This window comes from Pseudomonas carassii, from assembly GCF_036324045.1.
Lineage (GTDB): Bacteria > Pseudomonadota > Gammaproteobacteria > Pseudomonadales > Pseudomonadaceae > Aquipseudomonas > Aquipseudomonas peradeniyensis.
Genome location: NZ_JAZDCT010000005.1, coordinates 66,774 through 91,335, shown reverse-complemented (window position 1 = coordinate 91,335; position 24,562 = coordinate 66,774). Strand labels below are relative to the sequence as shown.

The 24,562-nt window shown below is 66.2% G+C and carries 22 protein-coding genes; 8 read left to right on the top strand and 14 right to left on the bottom strand.

What is annotated here, in order from left to right:
- Positions 1 to 90: 90 nt before the first annotated feature.
- Complete coding sequence (locus tag V0R62_RS05470) at positions 91 to 1,773, top strand: GspE/PulE family protein (protein ID WP_330103018.1); 1,683 nt, start codon at positions 91 to 93, stop codon at positions 1,771 to 1,773.
- A gap of 92 nt (positions 1,774 to 1,865) precedes the next feature.
- Complete coding sequence (locus V0R62_RS05465; RefSeq protein WP_050707438.1) at positions 1,866 to 2,180, top strand: DUF2388 domain-containing protein; 315 nt, start codon at positions 1,866 to 1,868, stop codon at positions 2,178 to 2,180.
- Between the two features lie 162 nt (positions 2,181 to 2,342).
- Here the strand turns inward: V0R62_RS05465 and gcvP are convergent, their stop codons facing one another.
- The 6 genes from gcvP to V0R62_RS05435 form a co-directional block, all read right to left on the bottom strand.
- Complete coding sequence (gcvP, locus tag V0R62_RS05460; protein ID WP_330103017.1) at positions 2,343 to 5,216, bottom strand: aminomethyl-transferring glycine dehydrogenase; 2,874 nt, start codon at positions 5,214 to 5,216, stop codon at positions 2,343 to 2,345.
- 174 nt (positions 5,217 to 5,390) lie between these two features.
- Positions 5,391 to 5,774, bottom strand: coding sequence for a glycine cleavage system protein GcvH (gene gcvH, locus V0R62_RS05455; RefSeq protein WP_050707440.1), 384 nt, complete (start codon positions 5,772 to 5,774; stop codon positions 5,391 to 5,393).
- Positions 5,775 to 5,823: 49 nt separating this feature from the next.
- Entirely contained in the window at positions 5,824 to 6,906 is a 1,083-nt protein-coding gene (gene gcvT / locus V0R62_RS05450; protein WP_050707441.1) for a glycine cleavage system aminomethyltransferase GcvT, read from the bottom strand.
- Between the two features lie 124 nt (positions 6,907 to 7,030).
- Positions 7,031 to 8,653 (bottom strand): ABC transporter permease, encoded by a 1,623-nt coding sequence (locus V0R62_RS05445; RefSeq protein ID WP_330103016.1) that lies wholly within the window; start codon positions 8,651 to 8,653, stop codon positions 7,031 to 7,033.
- A gap of 160 nt (positions 8,654 to 8,813) precedes the next feature.
- Positions 8,814 to 9,815, bottom strand: coding sequence for an extracellular solute-binding protein (locus V0R62_RS05440; protein ID WP_330103015.1), 1,002 nt, complete (start codon positions 9,813 to 9,815; stop codon positions 8,814 to 8,816).
- Positions 9,816 to 9,938: 123 nt separating this feature from the next.
- The gene (locus tag V0R62_RS05435) at positions 9,939 to 10,340 is read right to left on the bottom strand and encodes an RNA-binding S4 domain-containing protein (protein WP_050707444.1); all 402 of its coding nucleotides are present in this window, start codon (positions 10,338 to 10,340) and stop codon (positions 9,939 to 9,941) included.
- Between the two features lie 109 nt (positions 10,341 to 10,449).
- Here V0R62_RS05435 and rimB point away from each other — a divergent pair, with 109 nt between their 5' ends.
- Together rimB and rimK are read left to right on the top strand one after the other, a co-directional pair.
- Positions 10,450 to 10,932: a retropepsin-like aspartic endopeptidase RimB gene (rimB, locus tag V0R62_RS05430; protein WP_028689207.1), complete on the top strand. Its 483-nt coding sequence runs from the start codon at positions 10,450 to 10,452 to the stop codon at positions 10,930 to 10,932.
- A complete protein-coding gene (rimK, locus tag V0R62_RS05425; RefSeq protein ID WP_011531656.1) occupies positions 10,929 to 11,834 on the top strand; it encodes a 30S ribosomal protein S6--L-glutamate ligase in 906 nt (301 codons plus the stop codon). Before rimB ends, rimK begins: the two co-directional genes overlap by 4 nt.
- A 107-nt stretch (positions 11,835 to 11,941) precedes the next feature.
- On the opposite strand, the gene V0R62_RS05420 is transcribed toward rimK, so the two are convergent.
- Both V0R62_RS05420 and ompR read right to left on the bottom strand, forming a co-directional pair.
- Positions 11,942 to 13,255: an ATP-binding protein gene (locus V0R62_RS05420; protein WP_110735515.1), complete on the bottom strand. Its 1,314-nt coding sequence runs from the start codon at positions 13,253 to 13,255 to the stop codon at positions 11,942 to 11,944.
- Positions 13,256 to 13,349: 94 nt separating this feature from the next.
- Positions 13,350 to 14,090 carry an osmolarity response regulator transcription factor OmpR gene (gene ompR, locus V0R62_RS05415; protein WP_028689209.1) on the bottom strand — a complete coding sequence of 247 codons (741 nt, stop codon included), beginning with the start codon at positions 14,088 to 14,090 and terminating at the stop codon, positions 13,350 to 13,352.
- A 229-nt stretch (positions 14,091 to 14,319) separates the two neighbouring features.
- Between ompR and V0R62_RS05410 the strand changes: the two genes are divergently transcribed.
- From V0R62_RS05410 to V0R62_RS05395, 4 genes are all read left to right on the top strand, one after another.
- Positions 14,320 to 16,644, top strand: a complete 2,325-nt coding sequence (locus V0R62_RS05410; RefSeq protein ID WP_330103014.1) for a Tex family protein — start codon at positions 14,320 to 14,322, stop codon at positions 16,642 to 16,644.
- Entirely contained in the window at positions 16,644 to 17,027 is a 384-nt protein-coding gene (locus V0R62_RS05405; protein ID WP_110735521.1) for a PaaI family thioesterase, read from the top strand. Before V0R62_RS05410 ends, V0R62_RS05405 begins: the two co-directional genes overlap by 1 nt.
- A 229-nt stretch (positions 17,028 to 17,256) precedes the next feature.
- Positions 17,257 to 18,834 carry a glutamate--cysteine ligase gene (gene gshA / locus V0R62_RS05400; protein WP_330103013.1) on the top strand — a complete coding sequence of 526 codons (1,578 nt, stop codon included), beginning with the start codon at positions 17,257 to 17,259 and terminating at the stop codon, positions 18,832 to 18,834.
- Entirely contained in the window at positions 18,834 to 19,460 is a 627-nt protein-coding gene (locus tag V0R62_RS05395; RefSeq protein ID WP_330103012.1) for a TetR/AcrR family transcriptional regulator, read from the top strand. Before gshA ends, V0R62_RS05395 begins: the two co-directional genes overlap by 1 nt.
- Positions 19,461 to 19,612: 152 nt before the next feature.
- Here the strand turns inward: V0R62_RS05395 and V0R62_RS05390 are convergent, their stop codons facing one another.
- From V0R62_RS05390 to ssuE, 6 genes are all read right to left on the bottom strand, one after another.
- Positions 19,613 to 19,828 carry a TOBE domain-containing protein gene (locus V0R62_RS05390; protein ID WP_008095172.1) on the bottom strand — a complete coding sequence of 72 codons (216 nt, stop codon included), beginning with the start codon at positions 19,826 to 19,828 and terminating at the stop codon, positions 19,613 to 19,615.
- Between the two features lie 29 nt (positions 19,829 to 19,857).
- Complete coding sequence (gene ssuB / locus V0R62_RS05385) at positions 19,858 to 20,670, bottom strand: aliphatic sulfonates ABC transporter ATP-binding protein (RefSeq protein WP_028689214.1); 813 nt, start codon at positions 20,668 to 20,670, stop codon at positions 19,858 to 19,860.
- The gene (gene ssuC / locus V0R62_RS05380) at positions 20,670 to 21,467 is read right to left on the bottom strand and encodes an aliphatic sulfonate ABC transporter permease SsuC (RefSeq protein WP_186712556.1); all 798 of its coding nucleotides are present in this window, start codon (positions 21,465 to 21,467) and stop codon (positions 20,670 to 20,672) included. The genes ssuB and ssuC overlap by 1 nt, the downstream gene beginning before the upstream one ends.
- An 11-nt stretch (positions 21,468 to 21,478) precedes the next feature.
- Positions 21,479 to 22,627, bottom strand: a complete 1,149-nt coding sequence (ssuD, locus tag V0R62_RS05375; protein WP_186712555.1) for an FMNH2-dependent alkanesulfonate monooxygenase — start codon at positions 22,625 to 22,627, stop codon at positions 21,479 to 21,481.
- A gap of 60 nt (positions 22,628 to 22,687) precedes the next feature.
- Positions 22,688 to 23,653: a sulfonate ABC transporter substrate-binding protein gene (locus V0R62_RS05370; protein WP_028689217.1), complete on the bottom strand. Its 966-nt coding sequence runs from the start codon at positions 23,651 to 23,653 to the stop codon at positions 22,688 to 22,690.
- Positions 23,654 to 23,748: 95 nt separating this feature from the next.
- Positions 23,749 to 24,342, bottom strand: a complete 594-nt coding sequence (gene ssuE, locus V0R62_RS05365; protein ID WP_330103011.1) for an NADPH-dependent FMN reductase — start codon at positions 24,340 to 24,342, stop codon at positions 23,749 to 23,751.
- Positions 24,343 to 24,562: the final 220 nt, after the last annotated feature.

Here is a 24,562-nt window from a genome sequence, read left to right as displayed (position 1 = left end):
GGCAAGATTCCGAAACCCTTTATTCACCCGACCGCCGCGCCCTCTGGCTAGCCTTGCCAGCGTCATGGATCACCTGGCAGGGATATCGCCATGTTCGCCAACGCTAGCCAAGACCTGGACCTGAACCGGCTGCTCGACGCCTTGCTCGCCGAACAACGGATCGCCGCCTGCGACGCGCTCAAGGCGCTCGAGCGGGCCAGGCAGCACCCTGACGCACATCCCCTGGAACTGATCGCCGAGCTGGCCCTGGCGGACCCGTTGCACCCTGGCCAGCGCCTGGGCCTCGATGCGCTCTGCCACTGGCTTGCCGACCAGGTAGGCCAGCCGTTCCTGCACATCGACCCGCTGCAGGTCGACCTGGCACAGGTCGCCAGCCTGATGTCCGCGGCCTTCGCCGAGCGTCACGGCATCCTTGCCGTGGCGCTGGATGACAGCAGCGTGACCGTGGCCAGCGCCCAACCCTATCGACGTGACTGGGAAGCCGACCTGAGCCAAGGCCTGGGCAAGCGTGTGCAACGGGTGCTGGCCAGTCCACGACAGATTCGCCAGCTGACGCCCACCTTCTTCGGCCTGGCGCATTCGCTGCGCGGCGCCGGACAGCCCCCGGCAGCCGGGCTCGGCGAGCTGGAGCAACTGCTGGAGCTGGGCGCCAGCCAGGCCCAGGCGGGCGCCGAGGATCAACATGTGGTGCGCATCGTCGACTGGATGCTGCAGTACGCCATCGAGCAGCGCGCCAGCGATATCCACCTGGAACCGCGCCGCGAGCTGGGTCACCTGCGCCTGCGCATCGATGGCCTGCTGTACCCCGTCTACGCCTTCCCGGCGGGCGTCACCCTGGCCATGGTCAGCCGCCTGAAGCACCTGGGCCGGATGAACGTGGCGGAGAAACGCCGGCCACAGGACGGTCGCCTGAAAAGCCGCCTGCCGGATGGCGCGCAGATCGAACTGCGCCTGTCCACGCTGCCCACGCCATTCGGCGAGAAGCTGGTGCTGCGCCTGTTCGATCCGCAGCTACGCCACGAAGCCCTCGAACACCTTGGCCTGGAGGCGCCCTTGCTGGCCCAGTGGAAAGCCCTGCTGCAGCGGCGCCAGGGCATCCTGCTGGTGACCGGCCCCACCGGTTCGGGCAAGACCAGCACCCTTTACGCCAGCCTGCGCCACCTGGCCACGCCCCAGGTCAACCTGTGCAGCATCGAAGACCCCATCGAGCGCCTGGAGCCAGCGATCAACCAGCTGCAAGTGCAACCCGGCCTGGGCCTGGGCTTCGCCGATGGCGTGCGCGCCCTGCTGCGGCAAGACCCGGACATCATCATGATCGGCGAGATCCGCGACCAGGAAACCGCTCAGGTGGCAGTACAGGCGGCGCTGACCGGCCATCTGGTGCTGTCCACCCTGCACACCGACGATGCCTGCGCGGCGATCACCCGCCTGCAGGAGCTGAAGGTGGCCGACTACCTGATCAGGGCCACGCTACTCGGGGTCATGGCCCAACGCCTGGTGCGCACCCTATGCCCATCCTGCCAAGGCATGGAACACACCGATCGCCCCGCCTGCCAGACCTGCCGGGGCAGCGGCTTTCAAGGCCGCACCGGGCTGTTCGAGCTGCTCCGGGTCGGCAGCGCGCTGCGCCAGCGCATCACCCCGGGCGCCGACCTGGAGGCGCTGCGCCAGCAGGCGGCCGCCGATGGCCTGCACGACCTGCGCCGCTGCGGACGCCGGTTGGCCGAGCAACGGCTGACCTCCCTGGAGGAAGTGCTGCGGGTCTGTGGATAAGTAAGAAATCCCCTGTGTGGTCGGGAACTTGGCAGCGGTAAACCGGATCAAACCGGCATTCCGACAGCCCTCATCGACCGAGGTGATTCATCATGCGTTTCAAAACAGCCATCGCAGCCACCGTCCTCTGCTCGCTGCCCCTTGGCTCCGCCATGGCCGACACGTTCTGGCGCAACGTCATCTCCTCCGGTGCCACCACTGCCTCGACCTACCTGACCTTCAAGGACCACAAGCTGATCGTCGCCGCCCAGGACGACGCCGGCAGCTTCGTCGCCAGTGAAGGCGCCATCCGCGGTCCGTTCCTGGAAGCCGCGATCCGCCAGGTACGCGCGGACAACCCGGGCGTCCAGGCCAGCGACATGGAACTGGCCAACGCGATCCTAGCCAAGAACGCCGTGGCCGAATAAAACTCTACCCCTTGTAGGAGCGGCCTTGTGCCGCGAAAGGGCTGCGTAGCGGCCCCAGGGTTTCAGTGTTGACGCAAAGATCGCCGGGGCCGCTCTGCGGCCCTTTCCGGCCGGTCCGACGCCTCGGCAAGGCCGCTCCTACAGGGGGATCGATGCCCCCTCTCAGCGATACGCCTCCACCGGCACGCACGCACAGAACAGATTCCTGTCCCCATACACGTTGTCGACCCGGTTCACCGCCGGCCAGTATTTATGCTGGCGCGCGTGAGCGCTGGGGGCGATGCCCTGCTCGATGCTGTATGGCCGGTCCCACGGCGCCAACACGTCGGCCAAGGTGTGCGGCGCGTGCTTGAGCGGATTGTCCTCGGCCGGCCAGTTGCCCTCCTGCACCTCGGCGATTTCCGCCCTGATCGCCAGCATCGCCTCGACGAAACGGTCCAGTTCGGCCTTCGACTCGCTCTCGGTGGGCTCGACCATCAGCGTGCCCGGTACCGGGAACGACATGGTCGGCGCATGGAAGCCGTAGTCCATCAGGCGCTTGGCCACATCCTCCTCGGTGATGCCGGTCAGCGCCTTGAGCGGCCGCAGGTCGAAGATGCACTCATGGGCGACCCGCTGGTTGCGCCCTCGGTAGAGCACCGGGAAGGCATCGCGCAGCTGGCTGGCCAGGTAGTTGGCGGACAGGATCGCCACCTCGCTGGCGTCGGCCAGTTGCGGCCCCATCATGGCGATGTACATCCAGCTGATCGGCAGGATGCTGGCACTGCCCCAGGGCGCCGCGCTCACCGCGCTGTTGGTCGGTTCCAGCCCTGGCACCGGCACCACCGGGTGGCTGGCGACGAACGGCTTGAGGTGGGCGCGGATGCCGATCGGGCCCATGCCCGGGCCACCACCGCCATGGGGGATGCAGAAGGTCTTGTGCAGGTTCATGTGCGAGACATCGGCGCCGATGTCCGCCGGCCGCGCCAGCCCCACCTGGGCATTGAGGTTGGCGCCGTCCATGTACACCTGCCCGCCGTGCTGGTGCACCACCTCGCAGATCTCGCGGATTCCCTCCTCGTACACGCCGTGGGTGGAGGGGTAGGTCACCATCAGGCATGACAGCCGCTCGCCGGCGGCGTGGGCCTTGGCCTTGAGGTCGTCGAGATCGACGTTGCCGTCTTCGTCGCACTCGACGATCACCACCTCCATGCCGGCCATCTGCGCCGATGCCGGGTTGGTGCCATGGGCCGAGGACGGAATCAGGCACAAGGTGCGCCCGGGCTGGTGACGGCTGCGGTGGTAACGGGTGATGGCCATGAGCCCGGCGTATTCGCCCTGGGCGCCGGAGTTGGGCTGCATGCAGATGGCGTCGAAGCCGGTGATCGCGCACAACCAGCTTTCCAGCTCGTCGATCATTGCCTTGTAGCCTTGCACCTGGGCGGCCGGGGCGAAGGGGTGCGGCTGGGCGAACTCCGGCCAGGTGATGGGGATCATCTCGCTGCTGGCATTGAGCTTCATGGTGCACGAGCCCAGCGGGATCATCGACTGGTTCAGCGCCAGGTCCTTGTTCTCCAGCTGCTTGAGGTAGCGCAGCATCTCGGTTTCGCTGTGGTGCAGGTTGAACACCGGATGCCCGAGGATCGGCGTACGGCGCACCAGCGCGCCGGGGATGCCTTCGGGCAGCGCCTGCTGGTCAAGCGTGGCGATGTCCAGGCCATGATCGACGCCGAGGAAGATATCCAGCAGCTTGAGCACCGTGGCTTCGTTACAGGTTTCGTCCAGGCTCACCCCCAGATGCCCGCGCCCGAGGATGCGCAGGTTGATGCGGGCGGCCTCGGCGCTCTCGATGATCGCCGCCTGGGTGCCGCCGACGTCCAGGGTCAGGGTGTCGAAGAAGTGCTGGTTGAGGCGCTTGATGCCCTTGGCTTCGAGGCCGGCGGCGAGGATGAAGGTCAGCCGGTGCACCCGCTGGGCGATGCGTTGCAGGCCTTCAGGGCCGTGGTAGACGGCGTAGAAGCCGGCGATGTTGGCCAGCAGCACTTGGGCCGTGCAGATATTGGAGTTGGCCTTCTCCCGGCGAATGTGTTGCTCGCGGGTCTGCAGGGCCATGCGCAGCGCGGTATTGCCGCGGGCATCGCGGGACACCCCGATGATGCGCCCGGGCATGGCCCGCTTGTAGTCGTCGCGGCAGGCGAAATAGGCCGCGTGCGGCCCGCCGTAGCCCATCGGCACGCCAAAGCGCTGGGTCGAGCCGAGCACCACGTCGGCCCCCAGTTCGCCCGGCGGCGTGAGCACCACCAGGCTGAGGATATCGGCGGCGACGCAGGCCAGGGCCTGCTGGGCGTGCAGCTGGTCGATCAGCGGGCGCAGGTCGCGCACCTCGCCGTGGGTGTCCGGGTACTGCAGCAACGCCCCGAACACCTTGTGCTTGGCCAGGTTATCCACAGAATCGATGATCAGCTCGAAACCGAAGCCCTCGGCACGGGTCTTGAGCACCGACAGGGTCTGCGGGTGGCAGTGTTCGTCGGCGAAGAAGGCGTTGCTCTTGCTGCGCGCCACGCGCTTGGCCAGGGCCATGGCCTCGGCGGCGGCGGTGGCCTCGTCGAGCAACGAGGCATTGGCCAGTGCCAGGCCGGTGAGGTCGATGACCATCTGCTGGTAGTTCAGCAGCGCCTCCAGCCGTCCTTGGGCGATCTCCGGCTGATAGGGCGTGTAGGCGGTATACCAGCCGGGATTCTCCAGCACGTTGCGCAGGATGACAGTGGGGGTGATGGTCGCGTGGTAGCCCATGCCGATCAGGCTGGTCCACAGCTGGTTCTGCGCGGCATGACTCGCCAGCCTGGCCAGCGCGGCCTGCTCATCGAGGGCCGGCGGCAGATCCAGCGGGCGGTTGAAGCGAATGCCCGGCGGTACCGTCTGCTCGATCAGTTCGCTGCGGCTGGCGACGCCGAGGACGTCGAGCATGGCCTGCTGCTCCTGGGCATCGGGCCCCAGGTGGCGACGCAGGAAGGGGTTGGGCTCTTGCAGTTGATGCAGGGATGGCGACTGGGACATGGCGACGATCTCTTCCTGGACCAGTTCTCATGGGAGACTTACAAGTCTAGGAAGGATTGCCGAATGTGCGGGGATTATTGCATTGGCCGTGCAGGCCTCATCGCGGGGCAAGCCCGCTCCCACGATGTGTACCATGCGTGGGAGCGGGCTTGCCCCGCGATGAGGCCGGTATTGTCACTCGCCGATCAGGGCTGCGTAACCAGCGGCATCCAGCAGCTTTTCCAGCTCGGACTTGTCGCTCGGCTTCAGCTTGAAGATCCACGATTCGTAGGGCTCTTCGTTGAGCAGTTCCGGGCTGTCGGCCAGTTCTTCATTGACCGCGATCACCTCGCCGCCCACCGGCGCGTAGATGTCCGAGGCAGCCTTGACCGACTCGACCACGCCAGCGGCGTCGCCGGCGGCGAACACCTTGCCGACTTCGGCCAGCTCGACGAACACCACGTCACCCAGTGCGGCCTGGGCGTGGTCGCTGATGCCCACGGTCACGGTGCCATCGGCTTCCAGGCGGGCCCATTCATGGCTTTCGGCATAACGCAGGTCGGCGGGGATTTGGCTCATTGTCTTGTATTCCTCGTTAGGGTCAGCGGTCGGCCCGCCATTTGGATAATCAGATCAGGATCTTGCCATGGCGCACGAAGGTCGGCTTGACCACCCGCACCGGGTACCACTTGCCGCGGATCTCCACCTCGGCGCGGTCGCCGGTGGCCATGGGCACGCGGGCCAGGGCAATGGATTTGCTCAGCGTAGGCGAGAAACTACCACTGGTGATCTCTCCTTCGCCAATCCCGGATACACGGACCACCTGGTGAGCACGCAGTACACCACGCTCCTCGAGCACCAGGCCGACCAGTTTTTCCTTCACGCCCTGCTCGATTTCCGCCAGCAGGCCGGCACGGCCGATGAACTCGCGGCCCGCCGGCTCCCAGGCGACGCTCCAGCCCAGGTTGGAGGTCAGCGGGGTGTGGGCTTCGTCAATGTCCTGGCCATAAAGGTTCATGCCGGCTTCCAGGCGCAGGGTGTCGCGCGCGCCCAGGCCGCTCGGGGCGATGCCGGCGCCGACCAGGTCGTTGAAGAATGCCGGGGCCTGCTCGCCGGGAAGGATGATCTCCAGGCCGTCCTCGCCGGTGTAACCGGTGCGGGCGATGAACCAGTCACCGTCAGCGAGGCCTTCGAAGGGGCGTAGTTCGCGGATCAGCGCGGCACGCGAGGCGCTGAGCAGGGCGGCGACCTTTTCCCGGGCGTGAGGGCCCTGGATGGCGAGGATGGCCAGTTCGGGGCGGACCTTGAAGCTGACCTTGAAACCTTCGCTGCGCGCCTGCAGCCAGGCCAGTACCTTGTCGCGGGTGGCGGCGTTGGCCACCAGGCGGTAGCCGTCCTCGGTGCGGTAGGCGATGAGGTCGTCGATCACGCCGCCATCGGCGTTGAGCAGGGGGCTGTAGAGGGCCTTGCCGGGGTTTTCCAGACGCGTCACGTCATTGGCCAGCAGGTGTTGCAGCCAGGGCGTGGCGGCGCAACCGTCGATATCGATGACGGTCATGTGGGAGACATCGAAGACCCCGCAGTCACTGCGCACCTGATGGTGCTCCTCGACTTGCGAGCCGTAATGCAGGGGCATGTCCCATCCGCCGAAATCGACCGTCTTGGCGCCGAGCGCCAGGTGCAGGTCATACAGAGGCGTACGCTGTCCCATGGGTTTCTCCTTCCGGGCGTGGCGAGGCGGCGGCGGTCGGCGATGTTCAATCATCACCTGTTTTTGTAGGACCCGTCGCTGCGAATGCCGCGCATTGTAGCCGCAAGGAAGCTGCGTGGCACCCTCAGCGCGGGTGGCCCGGACGATGGGCCGAGCGACGGATCAGGCCGATCACCGGCAGCAGGCCGACCAGCACCAGGGTCAGGGCCGGCAGCGAGGCCCGTGCCCACTCGCCCTCGCTGGTCATCTCGAACACCCGCACGGCCAGGGTGTCCCAGCCGAATGGGCGCATCAGCAGTGTCGCCGGCATCTCCTTCAACACGTCGACGAACACCAGCAGGGCGGCGCTGAGTGCACCGGGCACCAGCAGCGGCAGATACACCTTGAAAAACAATCCCGGCCCGGCGACCCCGAGGCTGCGTGAAGCCTCCGGCAACGACGGGCGGATCCGCTCCAGGCTGCTTTCCAGCGGGCCATAGGCCACGGCGATGAACCGCACCAGGTAGGCCAGCAGCAAGGCCGACAGGCTGCCCAGCAACAATGGCTTGCCCGCCCCGCCCAACCACTGCGACAGCGGTATCACCAGCTGGTTGTCCAGATAGCTGAACGCCAGCATGATCGACACCGCCAACACCGAGCCCGGCAAGGCATAGCCGAGGTTGGCCAGACCGACCCCGGCGCGGATGGCCGTGGTCGGTGCCTGGCGCCGGGCGAAGGCCATCAGCATGGCCACGCTGACCGTGATCAGCGCCGCAATGGCGCCGAGGTACAGGGTGTGCATGACCAGGCCGAGGTAGCGCTCGTCCAGGTCGTGCCGGCCGCGCTGCCAGAACCACGCCAGCAGCTGCAGCATCGGGATGACGAAGGCGCAGGCGAAGACAAGCAGGCACCAGCCGCTCGCGGCCAGGGCCTTGATGCCTCGCAGGTGATACAGCGCCTGGCCTCTCGGGCGCTCGTTGCCACTGCGGCTGGCGCCCCGGGCACGGCGCTCGCCATACAGCACCAGCATCACCGCCAGCAGCAGCAGGCTGGCCAGCTGCGCCGCGCTGGACAGGCTGAAGAAGCCGTACCAGGTCTTGTAGATGGCCGTGGTGAAGGTGTCGAAGTTGAACACCGCCACCGCGCCGAAATCGGCCAGGGTCTCCATCAGCGCCAGGGCGATGCCGGCGCCGATGGCCGGGCGCGCCATGGGTAAGGCCACCCGCCAGAACGCCTGCAGCGGCGACAGCCCGAGCACCCGCGCGGCCTCCATCAGGCCCTTGCCCTGGGCCAGGAACGCGGTGCGCGCCAGCAGGTAGACGTAGGGATAGAACACCAGCACCAATACTGTGATCACCCCGCCGGTGGAACGTACCCGTGGCAGGCGCATGGGCCCGAACACCTCGCGCAGGGCCGTCTGCACCGGGCCTGCGAAGTCGAGCAGGCCGACGAAGACGAACGCCAGGACATAGGCCGGAATCGCGAACGGCAGCATCAGCGCCCAGTCCAGCCAGCGCCGGCCGGGGAACTCGCAGAGGCTGGTGAGCCAGGCCAGGCTCACCCCCAGCACGGTCACACCGGCGCCAACGCCGACCACCAGCGTGAGGGTGTTACCCAGCAGGCGGCCCATCTGGGTGTCGAGCAGGTGAGACCAGATCTGCATGTCGACCGATTGCCAGGACAGCAGCAGGACGCTCAGTGGGAGCAGGACCAGGGCGGCGGTCAGGGAGACCGGCAGGTACCAGCGGCGTTGGGGGGTGTGGGGCAAGGCGGGGTTCTCGGTTGCAGGTTGCGACCGCTGCGCGGTCGTTCGCGGCTAAAGCCGCTCCTACAGGGACCGTGCAATCCCACGGACAACACAAAACCTGTAGGAGCGGCTTTAGCCGCGAAGGGGCCCTGGAGGGCCCCGCAAGGATAAGCGCTGAAACTCAGTTCCAGCCAGCCCGGTCCATCAAGCGAATGGCTTCGGCCTGGCGCTTGCCGGCGACTTCCACCGGAATGCTGTCGGCCTTGAAGCTGCCCCAGGCCGCGACTTCCGCCGAAGGCTTGACCTTCGGGTTGGCCGGGAACTCCTGGTTGATGTCGGCGAACAGCTTCTGCGCCTCCTCGCCGGTCATCCACTCCACCAGTTTCTTCGCCGCTTCCGGATGCGGTGCATGCTTGGTCAGGCCAATACCCGACAGGTTGACGTGCACACCACGGTCCCCCTGGTTGGGCCAGAACAGCTTCACCGGCAGGTCGGGCTTCTCCTTGTGCAGGCGCCCGTAGTAGTAGGTGTTGACGATGCCCACGTCGCACTGGCCCGCGGCGATGGCCTGGATTACTGCGGTGTCGTCGGAGAACACATCGGTGGACAGGTTGTTGACCCAGCCCTTGATCAGCTTCTCGGTCGCGGCCTCGCCGTGGTTCTCGATCAGCGTGGCGGTCAGCGACTGGTTGTAGACCTTCTTCGCCGTGCGCAGGCACAGGCGGCCCTCCCAGTTCTTGTCGGCCAGGGCCTCGTAAGTGCTGAGCTCCCCCGGTTTGACCCGGTCGGTGGAGTAGGCGATGGTCCGCGCGCGCAGGCTCAGGCCGGTCCAGTCATGGGACGAGGCGCGGTACTGCGGCGGGATGTTCTGGTCGATGACCGCCGACTTGATCGGCTGCAGGATGCCCATCTGTTCGGCCTGCCAGAGGTTGCCGGCATCGACGGTGAGCAGCAGGTCGGCCACGCCGTTCTCGCCCTCGGCCTTGATGCGCTGCATCAACGGGGCTTCCTTGTCGGTGATGAACTTGATCTTGACGCCGGTCTTAGCGGTATAAGCGTCGAACACCGGCTTGATCAGCTCGTCGATGCGCGAGGAGTACACCACCACTTCATCCGCCGCCTGGGCGGTGCCGCCGAACAGAGTGAGGGCCAGGGCGGCCAGTAGGGGCTTGCGGGGCAACATCGGGGGTACTCCTCGCTGGATTGAGAAGTGTAAATGGTAGTGAATCCCATTTTCTTGCTCATCTGCCGAGGAGTTACCGAATGTTGCAAGGGCTGGTTGCAACGAACCAAACGACAGCCCCGATCAGTCGAAACTGCCGTGCAACTGGTGGATCTGGCGCCGCTGCTTCTTGTTCGGTCGCCCGTCGCTGGTCATGCCCAGCGCGCCCGCCTTGCGCATCTCGGCCGCCTGTTCGCGGCGCTTCATGCTTTCGGCCGTTTCCTCATACAGCGCCTGCGCCTCGGGCGCGCCGCGGCGCACCACCGACAATGCCCTGACCACCACGGTGCGCTCGTCGAAACCGGTGCGCAGCACGAACTCGTCGCCCACCCGCGGCTCCTTGCCCGGCTTGCAGCGCTCGCCCCGGCAGTGCACCTTGCCGCTTTCGATCGCCGCCTTGGCCAGGGCGCGGGTCTTGTAGAAGCGCGCCGCCCACAGCCATTTGTCCAGGCGTACCTTATCGTCGTCTTCAGGCTTTTGTGCCATGGTCTTTCCTCGAATTCTGTCTTTCACGGAACTGTACTACCGTGACTGACGGATGCAAAAAGTCCGTGCCGTCATTACAGTTCACCTCCATATCCCCAGGGCACGCTTCGTGAAGACATTTGACCACCTGACTGTGATCGGCCTGCGCGAGTGGGTCGCCCTGCCCGAGCTGGGTGTCGCCGGCCTGCGCGCCAAGATCGACACTGGCGCCAGCACCTCCAGCCTGCACGCCACCGAGGTCGAACCGTTCGAGCGCGATGGCCAGCCATGGGTGCGCTTCACCGCGCACCTGGGCTCGGTGGTGCAGTTGCGCCACCGGCGTTGCGAGGCGCCACTGGTGACCATGAAGACCATCAAGAGCTCCAACGGCCAGGCCCAGATCCGCTACGTGATCCGTACGGCCCTGGCGCTCGGCGACCGGGTCTGGGAGGTCGAGTTCACCCTGGCCTGCCGCAAGAGCATGCGCTATCGGCTGCTGCTCGGCTCGAAGGCACTCATCCATGGCCAGCTGGTGGTCAACCCAGGCCTTAAGTATGTCCAGGACAAACCGGCCTTCCCGGCCACCCTTTCCCCTGTCACAGGTGCTGCATGAAGATCGCTGTGCTGTCGCGCAATCCGCGTCTGTATTCCACCCGCCGCCTGGTCGAGGCCGGCACCCAGCGGGGCCACGAAGTGGTGGTGATCGACACACTCCGGGCCTATATGAACATCGCCAGCCACAAGCCGCAGATCCATTACCGCGGCAAGCCGCTGGAGGGGTTCGATGCGGTGATCCCGCGCATCGGCGCATCGGTCACCTTCTATGGCTGCGCGGTGCTGCGCCAGTTCGAGATGATGGGCGTGTACCCGCTCAACGAGTCGGTGGCCATTGCCCGCTCACGGGACAAGCTGCGCTCGCTGCAGCTGCTGTCTCGGCGCGGTATCGGCCTACCGATCACCGGTTTCGCCCACTCGCCGGACGATATCCCCGACCTGATCCAGATGGTCAACGGCGCGCCGCTGGTGATCAAGGTGCTCGAAGGTACCCAGGGCATCGGCGTGGTGCTGTGCGAAACCACCAAGGCTGCCGAATCGGTGATCGAGGCGTTCATGGGCCTGAAGCAGAACATCATGGTCCAGGAATACATCAAGGAGGCCGGAGGCGCCGACATTCGCTGCTTCGTGGTGGGCGACAAGGTGATCGCCTCGATGAAGCGCCAGGCCAAGCCGGGCGAGTTTCGCTCCAACCTGCACCGCGGTGGCGTGGCCAGCCTGATCAAGATCACCCCCGAGGAGCGCATGACCGCGATTCGCGCGGCGAAGGTCATGGGTCTGAGCGTGGCGGGGGTGGATATCCTGCGCTCCAATCATGGGCCGCTGGTGATGGAGGTGAATTCATCGCCGGGGCTTGAGGGTATCGAGGTGACCACCGGCAAGGACGTGGCCGGGATGATCATCGAGCACCTGGAGAAGAACAGCGGGCCAAACCAGACGCGGACCAAGGGCAAAGGCTGATGGCGCCTTTACGGGCCTCTTCGCGGCTAAAGCCGCTCCCACAGGTTTTTGCATGTTCTCTGTGGGAGCGGCTTTAGCCGCGAAGAGGCCCGTACAAATAACAACGATCAGACAGCGTTACGCGGCAGCAACAACCCCAACGGCAACCTCACCCGCGCCTCGATCCCGCCACCGGAGCGGTTGCGCAGCTCCACGTTGCCGCCATGCTGCGCGGCAATGCGCTTGACGATCGCCAACCCCAACCCGGTGCCCTTGCCGCCCCGAGCCCGGTCGCCACGGATGAACGGGTTGAAGATGGTCTCCAGCTCCGACTCGTCGATGCCCGCGCCACGGTCCAGCACGCTGAGCACCACATACGGCGCGCTCTGGTCGCCCGACACATAGGCCGCCACTTCGACGCCCTTGCCGGCGTGATGCAGGGCGTTGCCGATCAGGTTGCCCAGCATGCGCTTGAGCGACACCCGGCGCAGCGGGAACGGCGGGATCGGCTCCAGGCACAGGCGCACCTGCTCCTTGTGCTGGTTGTAGGGCGCCACCACTTCGTAGATCAGGTCGTTGAGGTCGACCTCCTCAACCGGTTCGTCACGCCCGTCACGAATGAACGCCAGGAACTGGTCGAGGATCGCGTCCATGTCTTCGATGTCGCGGACCATGTCCTCGCTGAGGTCGCTGTCGTTGTCCATCAGCGACAGCGAAAGGCGCAGCCGGGTCAGCGGCGTGCGCAGGTCATGGGACACCCCGGCCAGCATCAGCTCGCGCTCACGCCCGGCCTGCTCGACATCCTCGGCCATCTGGTTGAACGCGCGGTACACCTCGGTCATCTCGCTCGGGGTGTCGCTGATCGGCAGGCGCACGCTGCGCCCCTGGCCCAGCTGGCGGGCAGCAAATACCAGGCGCTTGAGCGGCTGGTTGAGCTGGCGCACGAAGATCCAGGCTGATGCCGTGGACAACAGGCCGATGGCCAGGAACCAACCGAGCACGTTCCAGATCTTCTGCCCACGCAGCGGGTGCGGATACAACGGCACCTTGAGCCAGCCTGGGCCCAGGCTCGGGGCATTGACCCACAGCGCGGGCGGCGCGTGGATGCGCAGGCGCACCTCGGTGTCATCGCCCAGCTCGGCCTGCATCTGGCGCTGGTAGATCTCGCTGTAGGGCCAGTGCTGCTCGCCCTCCGGCACGCCGGCGCCGGTCACGCGGATCAGGCCGGCCGCCTCGGCGATCTGGTCACGGTTCTCTTCATCCGCGGCCCAGTAGGCGCGTAGCGTCAGGGCCACGCCGTGGCTGTACTGGCGGTCGACCAGCACGTCCTCGTTCATCAGCAGGTACACGAGCGTCAGCGCCTTGGAGAACAGGACGACGATCAGCACCAGCCAGAGGGTGCGGGCGAAGAAGCTTTGCGGGAACCAGAGAGGCGTTTTCATCGATCAACTACTGTGCTGAAAAGGCCGGCCGCCACAGACGAAAACAGGGCGACCCGCGTGGGTCGCCCTGCTGCACCCTGACGAGCCGACAGGCTCATTTGCCGGCGTTTCCGTCCGGCACGAAGACGTAGCCCACACCCCATACGGTCTGGATGTAGCGCGGCTTGGACGGGTCGGGCTCGATCATCCGACGCAGGCGCGAGATCTGCACATCGATGGAGCGCTCCAGGGCGTCCCACTCGCGACCACGGGCCAGGTTCATCAGCTTGTCGCGGGTCAGCGGCTCGCGGGCGTGCATCACCAGGGCCTTGAGCACGGCGAACTCACCGGTGGTGAGCATGTGCGTCTCCTCGCCGCGCTTGAGTTCGCGGGTGGCCAGCGACAGCTCGTAGTCGCCGAAGGTGACGGTCTCTTCCTCGCTGCCCGGCGCGCCCGGCACGCTCGGGGACTGGCGGCGCAGCACGGCCTTGACCCGGGCCACCAGCTCGTCTGGGTTGAACGGCTTGGCCAGGTAGTCGTCGGCGCCCAGCTCCAGGCCCTTGATGCGGCTGAGCTCGTCGCCCTTGGCGGTGAGCATGATGATCGGGATCTGGTTGTTCGACGCGCGCAGGCGCTTGCACGCGGACAGGCCGTCCTCGCCCGGCAGCATCAGGTCGAGGACCACCAGGTTGAACACTTCACGGGCCAGCAGGCGGTCCATCTGTTCGACGTTGGGCACGGTGCGGACACGGAAGCCCTTGCTGGTGAAGAAACGGTCCAGCAGGCTGCTCAGGCCCGGGTCGTCGTCGACGATGAGAATCTTGTCGCCTTCTGCGGCGTTTGCGGTGCTGGTCATGAATAACTCCTCTGATATCGCCGCGCATTATGGCGTAGCCACTGCAGCGCGTGCCGTGTGCATTGTTAGCAGATTTTTCCCGGCATGCCACTGTCGCCCCGTCGTCGGCTGGCGCCGCGCCATCACCGCAAGCCCGGCACGATGGGTATAATGCGCGGCTTTCACCCAGCGCCGCCGGGCATGAATGCCCACCCGCGGCCTTGCATTCACTATTTGTCAGGTGGTTTTCATGGACAGCATCAACAGCCGTATCGCCGAGGAACTGGGCGTGCGCCCACAGCAGGTCGAAGCGGCCGTGGGCCTGTTGGACGAAGGATCGACCGTGCCCTTCATCGCCCGTTACCGCAAGGAAGTGACCGGCAGCCTGGATGACACCCAACTGCGCCACCTGGAAGAGCGCCTGCGCTACCTGCGCGAGCTCGACGAGCGCCGCGCCAGCATCCTGGCCAGCATTGAGGAGCAGGGCAAGCTGACCCCGGAGCTGGCCCGCGAGATCAAGCTGGCCGACACCAAGACCCGCCTCGAAGACCTGTACCTGCCGTACAAGCAGAAGCGCCGCACCAAGGGCCAGATCGCCCTGGAAGCGGGCCTGGGCGAGCTGGCCGACGGCCTGTTCAACGACCCGCAGCTGAACCCGGAAAGCGAAGCGGCACGTTTCGTCGACGCCGAAAAAGGCGTGGCCGACGTCAAGGCCGCCCTGGAAGGCGCCAAGTACATCCTCATGGAGCGCTTCGCCGAGGACGCCGCCCTGCTCGACAAGCTGCGCGGCTTCCTCAAGCAGGAAGCGGTGCTGACCGCCCGCGTGGTCGCCGGCAAGGAAGAGGAAGGCGCCAAGTTCCGCGACTACTTCGCCCACGACGAACTGCTGCGCAGCGCGCCGTCGCACCGTGCCCTGGCGATCTTCCGCGGGCGCAACGAAGGCGTGCTGAGCGCCTCGCTGAAAGTCGGCGAGGAGCTGCCGGGCACCCTGCACCCGTGCGAATTGATGATCGGCAACCATGTCGGCATCGAGAACCGCAGCCGCCCGGCCGACAAATGGCTGGGCGAAGTGGTGCGCTGGACCTGGAAGGTCAAGCTGTACACCCACCTGGAAACCGACCTGTTCGGCGAGCTGCGCGACAATGCCGAAGGCGAGGCGATCAACGTCTTCGCCCACAACCTGCACGACCTGCTGCTGGCCGCCCCGGCCGGTCCGCGCGCGACGCTGGGCTTCGACCCGGGCCTGCGCACCGGCTGCAAGATCGCCGTGGTCGACGCCACCGGCAAGCTGCTGGATCACACCACGGTCTACCCGCACGCGCCGAAGAACGACTGGGACCGCACCATTTCCATCATGGCCGCGCTGTGCGCCAAGCACTCGGTCGAGCTGATCGCCATCGGTAACGGCACCGCCAGCCGCGAAAGCGACAAGCTGGTGGCCGAGCTGGTCAAGAAATACCCGGCCCTGAAGATCACCAAGATCATGGTCTCCGAGGCCGGCGCCTCGGTGTACTCGGCTTCCGAGTTGGCCGCTCGCGAATTCCCTGACCTGGACGTGTCGATCCGTGGCGCGGTGTCCATCGCCCGCCGCCTGCAGGACCCACTGGCCGAACTGGTCAAGATCGATCCGAAATCCATCGGTGTCGGCCAGTACCAGCACGACGTGTCGCAGGTGAAGCTGGCCCGCGGCCTGGACGCCGTGGTCGAGGACTGCGTGAACGCCGTGGGCGTGGACGTCAACACCGCTTCCGTGGCGCTGCTGACGCGCATCTCCGGCCTCAACGCCACCCTGGCGCAGAACATCGTCGCCCACCGCGACGCCAACGGCCCGTTCGCCACCCGCGCCGCGCTGAAGAAAGTCAGCCGCCTGGGCGAGAAGACCTTCGAACAGGCCGCCGGCTTCCTGCGCGTGATGAACGGCGACAACCCGCTGGACGCCTCGGCGGTGCACCCGGAAGCCTACCCGCTGGTGCAGCGCATCGCCGCCGACACCGACCGCGACATTCGCTCGCTGATCGGCGACAGCGGTTTCCTCAAGCGCCTGGATCCGAAGAAGTTCACCGACGAAAGCTTCGGCCTGCCGACCGTCACCGACATCCTCCAGGAGCTGGACAAGCCGGGACGCGACCCGCGCCCGGAGTTCAAGACCGCCACCTTCCAGGACGGCGTCGAGGACCTCAAGGACCTGGAGCCGGGCATGATCCTCGAAGGCGTGGTGACCAACGTCACCAACTTCGGTGCCTTCGTCGACATCGGCGTGCACCAGGACGGCCTGGTGCACATCTCGGCGTTGTCGGAGAAGTTCGTCAAGGATCCGCGTGAAGCGGTCAAGGCCGGCGACGTGGTCAAGGTCAAGGTCATGGAAGTGGACATCCCGCGCAAGCGCGTCGGCCTGTCCATGCGCATGAGCGACACCCCGGGCGAGAAGGTCGAGGGCAACCGCGGTGGCAACCGTGGCAACGGCGGCAACCGCCAGCAGCAGGCGCCGCGCCAGCGCGAGACCACCACCGCCGCGCCGGCCAACAACGCCATGGCATCGCTGTTCGCCAACGCCAAGCAGCTGAAGAAGAAGTGATGGACGTACCGAAAGCGTACGTCGAGAGCGCCTTCAGCCAGCTCCTGGGCTGCCGCCTGCAACGCCTGGACACGGGTGTTGCAGAGGTGGCCCTGGCGCTCGAGCCGCACCTGCGCAACCGCGGCCAGAAGCTGCACGGCGGAGCGATCTTCAGCCTGGTGGACATCGCCATGGGGCTGGCCTGCTCGGCCAGCCATGGCTTCGACCAGCAGAGCGTGACCATCGAGTGCAAGATCAACTACATGCGCGCCGTCAGCGAGGGTGAGGTGCTGTGCACCGCCCGGGTGCTGCACGCCGGGCGGCGCACGCTGGTGGTCGACGCCGACGTGCTTCAGGACGACAAGCTGGTGGCCAAGGCCCAGGGAACCTTCGCGGTTCTCTAGCTGACAGGCCCCCATCTGCGGTATTTTCGGCGCATTGCTGTACACCTGATCGCGGGGCAAGCCCGCTCCCACGAACGTTCACAGGCTTCGTGGGAGCGGGCTTGCCCCGCGATCGGATGCACCGGAACCGAGCAAACCAGGCGACAACGCCAGTTCCTTTCCCAACTACCCTTGTAGACCGTCATCCCTACCCCCATATTGGGGCGACTGACGCGTGAAGGAATCCATCTTGAGCGACCTCCTCAACCGCCGCCTGAGCCTGCTCGGCGACAATATCGACCTGCTCAAGCAGTGCCTGCACGGCATTGAGCGCGAATGCCTGCGCGTGACCGACGACGGTCGCCTGGCCCAGACCCCGCACCCCGAGGCCCTGGGTTCGGCGCTGACCAACGAGCAGATCACCACCGACTATTCCGAGTCGCTGCTGGAGTTCATCACCCCGGCCCTGGCCGACCCTGCCAAGGTGCTCGAGAGCCTCGACCAGATCCACCGCTTCGTCTACACCAAGCTGGGCGACGAATACCTGTGGAGCCCGTCGATGCCCTGCGCGTTGCCGGCCGAGGAAGACATCCCGATCGCCGAATACGGCAGCTCGAACATCGGCAAGCTCAAGCATGTCTATCGCAAGGGCCTGGCTCTGCGTTACGGCCGCACCATGCAGTGCATCGCCGGCATCCACTACAACTTCTCCCTGCCCGAGGCGCTGTGGCCGTTGCTGCGCAATGCCGAAGGCGGCGAGCAGGACGACCGCGACTACCAGTCCTCGGCCTATATCGCGCTGATCCGCAACTTCCGCCGCTACAGCTGGCTGCTGATGTACCTGTTCGGCGCCTCCCCGTCCCTGGACAAAGGCTTCCTGCGCGGCCGTGCGCACCAGCTCGAAGAGCTGGATGCCGAGACCCTCTACCTGCCCTACGCTACCAGCCTGCGCATGAGCGACCTGGGTTACCAGAGCAACGCCCAGGCGGGCCTGACGCCCTGCTACAACAACCTGGCCAGCTACACCGACAGCCTGCGCAAGGCCGTCGGCACGCCCTACCCGCCCTACGTCGAGATCGGCACGCACAAGGATGGCGAGTGGGTGCAGTTGAACACCAACATCCTGCAGATCGAGAACGAGTACTACTCGAACATCCGCCCCAAACGCGTCACCTACACCGGCGAGCGGCCAATCCAGGCCCTGACCTCCCGTGGCGTGCAGTACGTGGAAGTGCGCTGCCTGGACATCAACCCGTTCCTGCCGGTGGGTATCGACCTGACCGAAGCGCGCTTCCTCGACGCGTTCCTGCTGTTCTGCGCCCTTGAAGAAAGCCCGCAGCTGGACAACGGTGAGTGCGGCCAGTGCACCGACAACTTCCTCACCGTGGTCAAGGAAGGTCGGCGCCCGGGCCTGGAGCTGCGCCGTGACGGCCAGCCGGTCGCACTGAAGGAGTGGGCAAGCGAACTGATCGAGCGCATCGGCCAGCTGGCCGGGCTGCTCGACCGCGCCCAGGGCGGCAACGAACACGCCAAGGCCCTGGAAGCTCAGCAGGCCAAGGTCGACGATCCCGAGCTGACGCCATCGGCCCAGGTGCTGGCGCGCATGACCGAGCACGACGAGAGCTTCGTCCAGTTCTCCCTGCGCCAGAGCCGCCTGCACGCCGAGAGCTTCCGCGAGCAGCCGCTGCCCGCCGAGCGCCAGCAGGCCTTCGAGACCCTCGCCCGTGAATCCCTGGCCGAGCAGTCGCGCCTGGAGCAGCAGGAGGTGGGCGACTTCGACCTGTTCGTCGGCGCCTACCAGGCCAGCATCCTGGCGATCAGCAACTGATGACCCGCCCAGCCTCCCCACGCAAGCCACGCGCCAGCAGCCAGGCCAGGATCGAAGCGATCCTGGCCGCGGCCCGCGAGCTGCTGGCCGGGCAAGGGGTGGCGGCGCTGTCGATCTACAGCGTGGCCGAACGGGCGCAGATTCCGCCGTCGTCGGTGTATCACTTCTTCGCCAGCGTGCCGGCCTTGCTCGAGGCGTTGACCGCCGATGTGCATCGGGCTTTTCGCGAGGCCCTGAACGCGCCCATCGACAGCAGCGCATTCAATACCTGGCCGCAACTGTCGCGGCTGATCGAGCAGCGCATGCTCGACATCTACAACGAAGATGCCGCGGCGCGGCAGCTGATCCTGGCCCAGCATGGGTTGAGTGAGGTGGTGCAGGCTGATCGTCAGCACGACCTGGAGCTGGGCGAGCTGATGCACCGGCTGTTCGACCGGCATTTCCAGCTGCCGGCGATGCCTCGGGATATGGATGTGTTCGCGCTGGCGATGGAGCTGAGCGACCGGGTGTATGCCCGCTCGATGCAGTTGCATGAAGCGATCACGCCGCGCATGGCGGAAGAGGGCATGCGAGTGTTCGAGGCGTATCTGGGGCTGTATCTGCCGCCTTATCTGGCCAAGTGCTGATCCCGAGCCCTGCAAAAATCCTGTAGGAGCGGCCTTGCGTCGCGAAAGGGCTGCGCAGCAGCCCCGGCAATTTTGATGGTGGCTCAAAACCTGGGGCCGCTCCGCGCCCCTTTCGCGACACAAGGCCGCTCCTACAGGGACCGTGCAAGACTTCAGAGCTTGGCGATGGACACCTCGGTCGATTTCACGAAGGCGATCACTTCACTGCCCACCTGCAGCTCCAGTTCCTTCACGGAGCGGGTGGTGATCACCGAAGTGACGATACCGGAGGCGGTCTGCACGTCGATTTCCGACAGTACCGGGCCTTCGAGGATTTCCTTCACGGTGCCTTTGAATTGGTTACGAACGTTGATGGCTTTGATGGTCATGGCGTCATTCCTTTTGCGGCTTCGAGGATTCAGTGGGCCCAACGCAACTGCGTGGGCAAGGGGGCTACAGGTTCCGGATCGGGCGGGGTGCCCGGGACGGACAGAACACGGTTGAGCACTTCGCTTTCCAGCGCCGCCAGGCGGTGCGAACCCCGCACCCGTGGCCGGGGCAGGTCAACGACCAGGTCCAGGCCGACGGCGCCGTCTTCGATCAGGATCACCCGGTCGGCCACGGCGACGGCTTCGCTGACGTCGTGGGTGACCAGCAACACGGTGAAACCGTGCTGGCGCCACAGGCGCTCGATCAATTGCTGCATTTCAATGCGGGTCAGGGCATCCAGCGCACCCAATGGCTCGTCCAGCAGCAGCAGGCGCGGCTGGTGAATGAGCGCCCGGGCCAGGGCCACCCGCTGTTTCTGGCCGCCGGACAACGCCGCCGGCCAGTCGTTGGCGCGATCGACCAGGCCGACCGCCTCCAATGCCTCCAGAGCGCGGGGCCGCCAGTTGCCGGACAAGCCCAGGCCCACGTTGTCGATCACCTTCTTCCAGGGCAGCAGGCGTGCGTCCTGGAACATCAGGCGGGTATCCTCGCGGGCCTCGGCCAGCGGCGCGGCCCCCGCCAGCAACTGGCCGGCGCTGGGTTGGTCGAGCCCGGCCAGCAGGCGCAGCAAGGTGCTCTTGCCGCAGCCACTGCGACCGACGATGGCGACGAACTGGCCGGCCGGAATGTGCAGGTCGATGCCGCGCAGCACTTCACGCTGGCCAAAGGTGCGACGCAGGTCCCGGGCCGCCAGGGGGATGCCACGCAGCAGGCGTGGCGGCTGTTCCTTGAGCACGGTCATCATGCGCCCTCCTTCTTCGCCACCTGGTACGCCGGGTGCCAGCGCAGCCACACCCGCTCCAGGCCCCGTGCGGCCAGGTCGGCCAGCTTGCCGAGCACCGCGTACAGGACGATGGCCAGCACCACCACATCGGTCTGCAGGAACTCGCGGGCGTTCATCGCCAGGTAGCCGATGCCGGCGTTGGCCGAGATGGTCTCGGCGACGATCAGCGTCAGCCACATGAAGCCCAGGGCAAAGCGCACGCCGACCAGGATCGAGGGCAGCGCCCCCGGCAGGATCACCTGACGGAACAGGGCGAAGCCCGACAGCCCATAGCTGCGCGCCATCTCCACCAGTGCCGGATCGACGTTGCGGATCCCGTGGTAAGTGTTCAGGTAAATGGGGAACAGTGTCCCCAGCGCCACCAGGAAGATCTTTGCCGACTCGTCGATGCCGAACCACAGGATCACCAGCGGGATCAGCGCCAGGTGCGGCACGTTGCGGATCATCTGCACCGAGCTGTCGAGCAGGCGCTCGCCCCAGTTCGACAGGCCGGTGATGAAGCCCAGCAACAGGCCGAGGCTGCCACCGATCACGAAGCCCAGGCCGGCACGCCAGCCGCTGATGGCCAGGTGGGTCCAGATCTGGCCGCTGCGCACCAGCTCGACACCGGCACTGACCACCGCGCTCGGCGCCGGCAGGATGCGGGTCGACAGCCAGCCAGCGCTGACCGCCAACTGCCATACCGCCAGCAGCAGGATCGGCAGGGCCCAGGGCGCCAGGCGCTTGGACCAGGTGGTGGGAGATGCACGACTCATGGCCCCGGTCCTCAGCTCTGCGACACGGACTTGGGCAGGATGTCGTTGGCGACCATTTCACCAAACGGGCTCACATAGCCACCGGTCTTCGGCTGCTCCGGGCGCTGCACGTCCAGGTGCGGGAACAGCAGCTCGGCGACGCGGTACGACTCCTCAAGGTGTGGATAACCGGAGAAGATGAAGGTGTCGATGCCAAGATCGGCGTATTCCTTGACCCGCGCCGCGACGGTCGGGCCATCGCCCACCAGCGCGGTGCCGGCACCGCCACGCACCAGACCGACACCGGCCCACAGGTTCGGCGCCACCTCGAGCTTATCGCGCTTGCCGCCGTGCAACGCGGCCATGCGCTGCTGGCCGACCGAGTCGAAGCGCGCCAGCGACGCCTGGGCGCGGGCGATGGTGTCGTCGTCCAGGTGCGAGATCAGCCTGTCGGCGGCAGCCCAGGCCTCTTCATTGGTTTCCCGCACGATCACGTGCAAGCGGATGCCGAAGCGCACTTCACGGCCTTGGGCCGCCGCCTTCTCGCGCACCTGGGCGATCTTCTCGGCAACGGCCGCTGGCGGCTCGCCCCAGGTCAGGTACAGCTCGACCTGCTCGGCGGCCAGGTCCTGGGCGGCCTCGGAAGAGCCACCGAAATACAGCGGCGGACGCGGCTGCTGGATCGGCGGGTAGAGCAGCTTGGCGCCTTTCACCTGGATATGCTTGCCGTCGTAGTCGACCGTTTCGCCTTCGAGCACCTTGCGCCAGATGCGGGTGAACTCCACCGACGCCTCGTAGCGTTCCTGGTGGTTCAGGTGCAGGCCGTCACCGGCCAGTTCGTCCGGATCACCGCCGGTCACCAGGTTGAACAGCGCCCGGCCGTTGGACAGGCGATCCAGGGTGGCGGCCTGACGCGCGGCCACGGTCGGCGAAATGATCCCCGGGCGCAAGGCCACCAGGAACTTCAGGCGCTCGGTCAGCGGAATCAGCGACGCCGCCACCAGCCAGGAGTCCTCGCAGGAACGTCCGGTGGGGATCAGCACGCCGCCGAAGCCCAGGCGGTCGGCGGCCTGGGCGATCTGGCTCAGGTAGCCGTGGTCGACGGCGCGGGCGCCTTCGCTGGTGCCCAGGTACTTGCCGTCACCGTGGGTGGGGAGGAACCAGAAGATGTTAAGGCTCATTGGAGTTGTCTCCTCAAGGGTGGCTCATGCCGGGGCGGCGCCCCAGCGCAGGCGAATCGTTCAAGGCGCGCTGGCGACCTTGGCCGGGGGTGTCCAGATCACGTCCTTGATACTCAAGGGCTTGGGAATCAGCTTCAGGGCCTGGAAGGTGTCGGCGATCTTCTGCTGCGCGGCGATCACTTCCGGAGTCAGCGGCGCGGCGCCGTAGCCCTGGCGTTTCACCGAGGTCAGGGTGATGTCGGCGGGCAGGCCGAGCAGCGGCGCGACCTGGTCGGTGACCTGCTGCGGGTTGGCCTGGGACCACTCGCCCACGGCGCGTACTTCCTCGACCAGGGTGTTGATCACCGCCGGATGCTGGGTGGCATAGCTGCGGGTGGCCAAGTAGAACTGGTGGTTGTCGACCAGGTCCTTGCCGTCACGCAGGGTGCGTGCCTGCAGCTGTTGCTCGGCAGCGGCCTGGTACGGGTCCCAGATCACCCAGGCGTCGACGCTGCCGCGCTCGAAGGCGGCGCGGGCATCGGCCGGCGGCAGGTAGACGGGCTGGATATCGGTGTACTTGAGGCCGGCGTCTTCCAGGGCGCGAACCAGCAGGTAGTGCACGTTGGAACCCTTGTTGAGGGCGACTTTCTTGCCCTTGAGCTCCTTCACTGACTGGATCGTCGATCCCTTCGGCACCAGGATCGCCTCGCTGTGCGGGGCTGGCGGCTCATAGGCGACGTACAGCAGGTCGGCACCCGCAGCCTGGGCAAACACTGGTGGAGTTTCACCGGTCACGCCGAAGTCGATGGAGCCGACGTTGAGGCCTTCGAGCAGTTGCGGGCCGCCGGGGAACTCGGTCCATTGCACGTCGATGCCCTGTTCCTTCAGGCGCTTTTCCAGCGAGCCCTTGGCCTTGAGCAGCACCAGGGTGCCGTATTTCTGATAACCGATGCGCAGGCTCTCGGCCTGGGCTTGAGTGATGGCGCCGAAGGACACAGCCGCCGCAAACAGGGCGACCAGACCGCGACGCAAGAAGATTGTGCGCATGGCGCTCTCCTGTGCGAGTGGGTTCGGGTAGCACCTGCTTGCCTCGTTGACGGGCGAGTAAGGTGGGAATAACGGTCAAGCGGTATAGCGGGTGATCAGATGCTCCAACGGGCACTGATCAGGCGTTCGTTGAGCTCGCCCGGCACCACCGGCCGAGGCCGGCGCGCCAAAGCGCCGTGGAACGTTTCCAGCGAATCCTGCAGGCGCTGCTCCAGGGCAGCGGACAGTTGCGCGGGTCGGGTGCCTTCGCCGTAGGCGACCTGGCTGTCGTCGGCGAAGATCCCCTGCAGGGTCTCCTGCGCCTTGAGGGCCGACAGCACGGGCTTGAGGGCGTAGTCCACGGCCAGCATGTGGGCGATGCTGCCGCCGGTGGCGATCGGCAGGACCACCTTGTGTTCCAGGGCACGCTCAGGCAGCAGGTCGAGCAAGGTCTTCAGGGCACCGGCGAACGACGCCTTGTACACCGGCGTGGCGACCACCAGGCCATCGGCCTGGGCCACCAGCTCGTTGAAGTGACGCACCTGCGGGCTGTCGAAGCGCGCGTGGAGCAGGTCCTCGGCGGGGAATTCCCGCACCTGGAAGGTCACCACCTCGACACCGCGCTCCTGCAGCCAGTCGCGCGAGCGTTCTAGCAGCACGCCGGAGCGTGAACGAAGACTGGGGCTACCACCGACAGAAACAACCAGCATTGAAAGCGCTTCCTTCGATTCGATTGCAGGGCCGCGAGGGGTTGTCCCCGCTGGATGGAAGTGACATTAACAGTTCGTCACATATATCTATAAATCATATTTTAGTATTTATTTATTCCATATAGAGATATTCAGATTTATCTCTGTCGGAGCGGCCTTGTGCCGCGAAAGGGCCGCAAAGCGGCCCCGGTGATAGGTGCATTGACGCTGAGATCCTGGG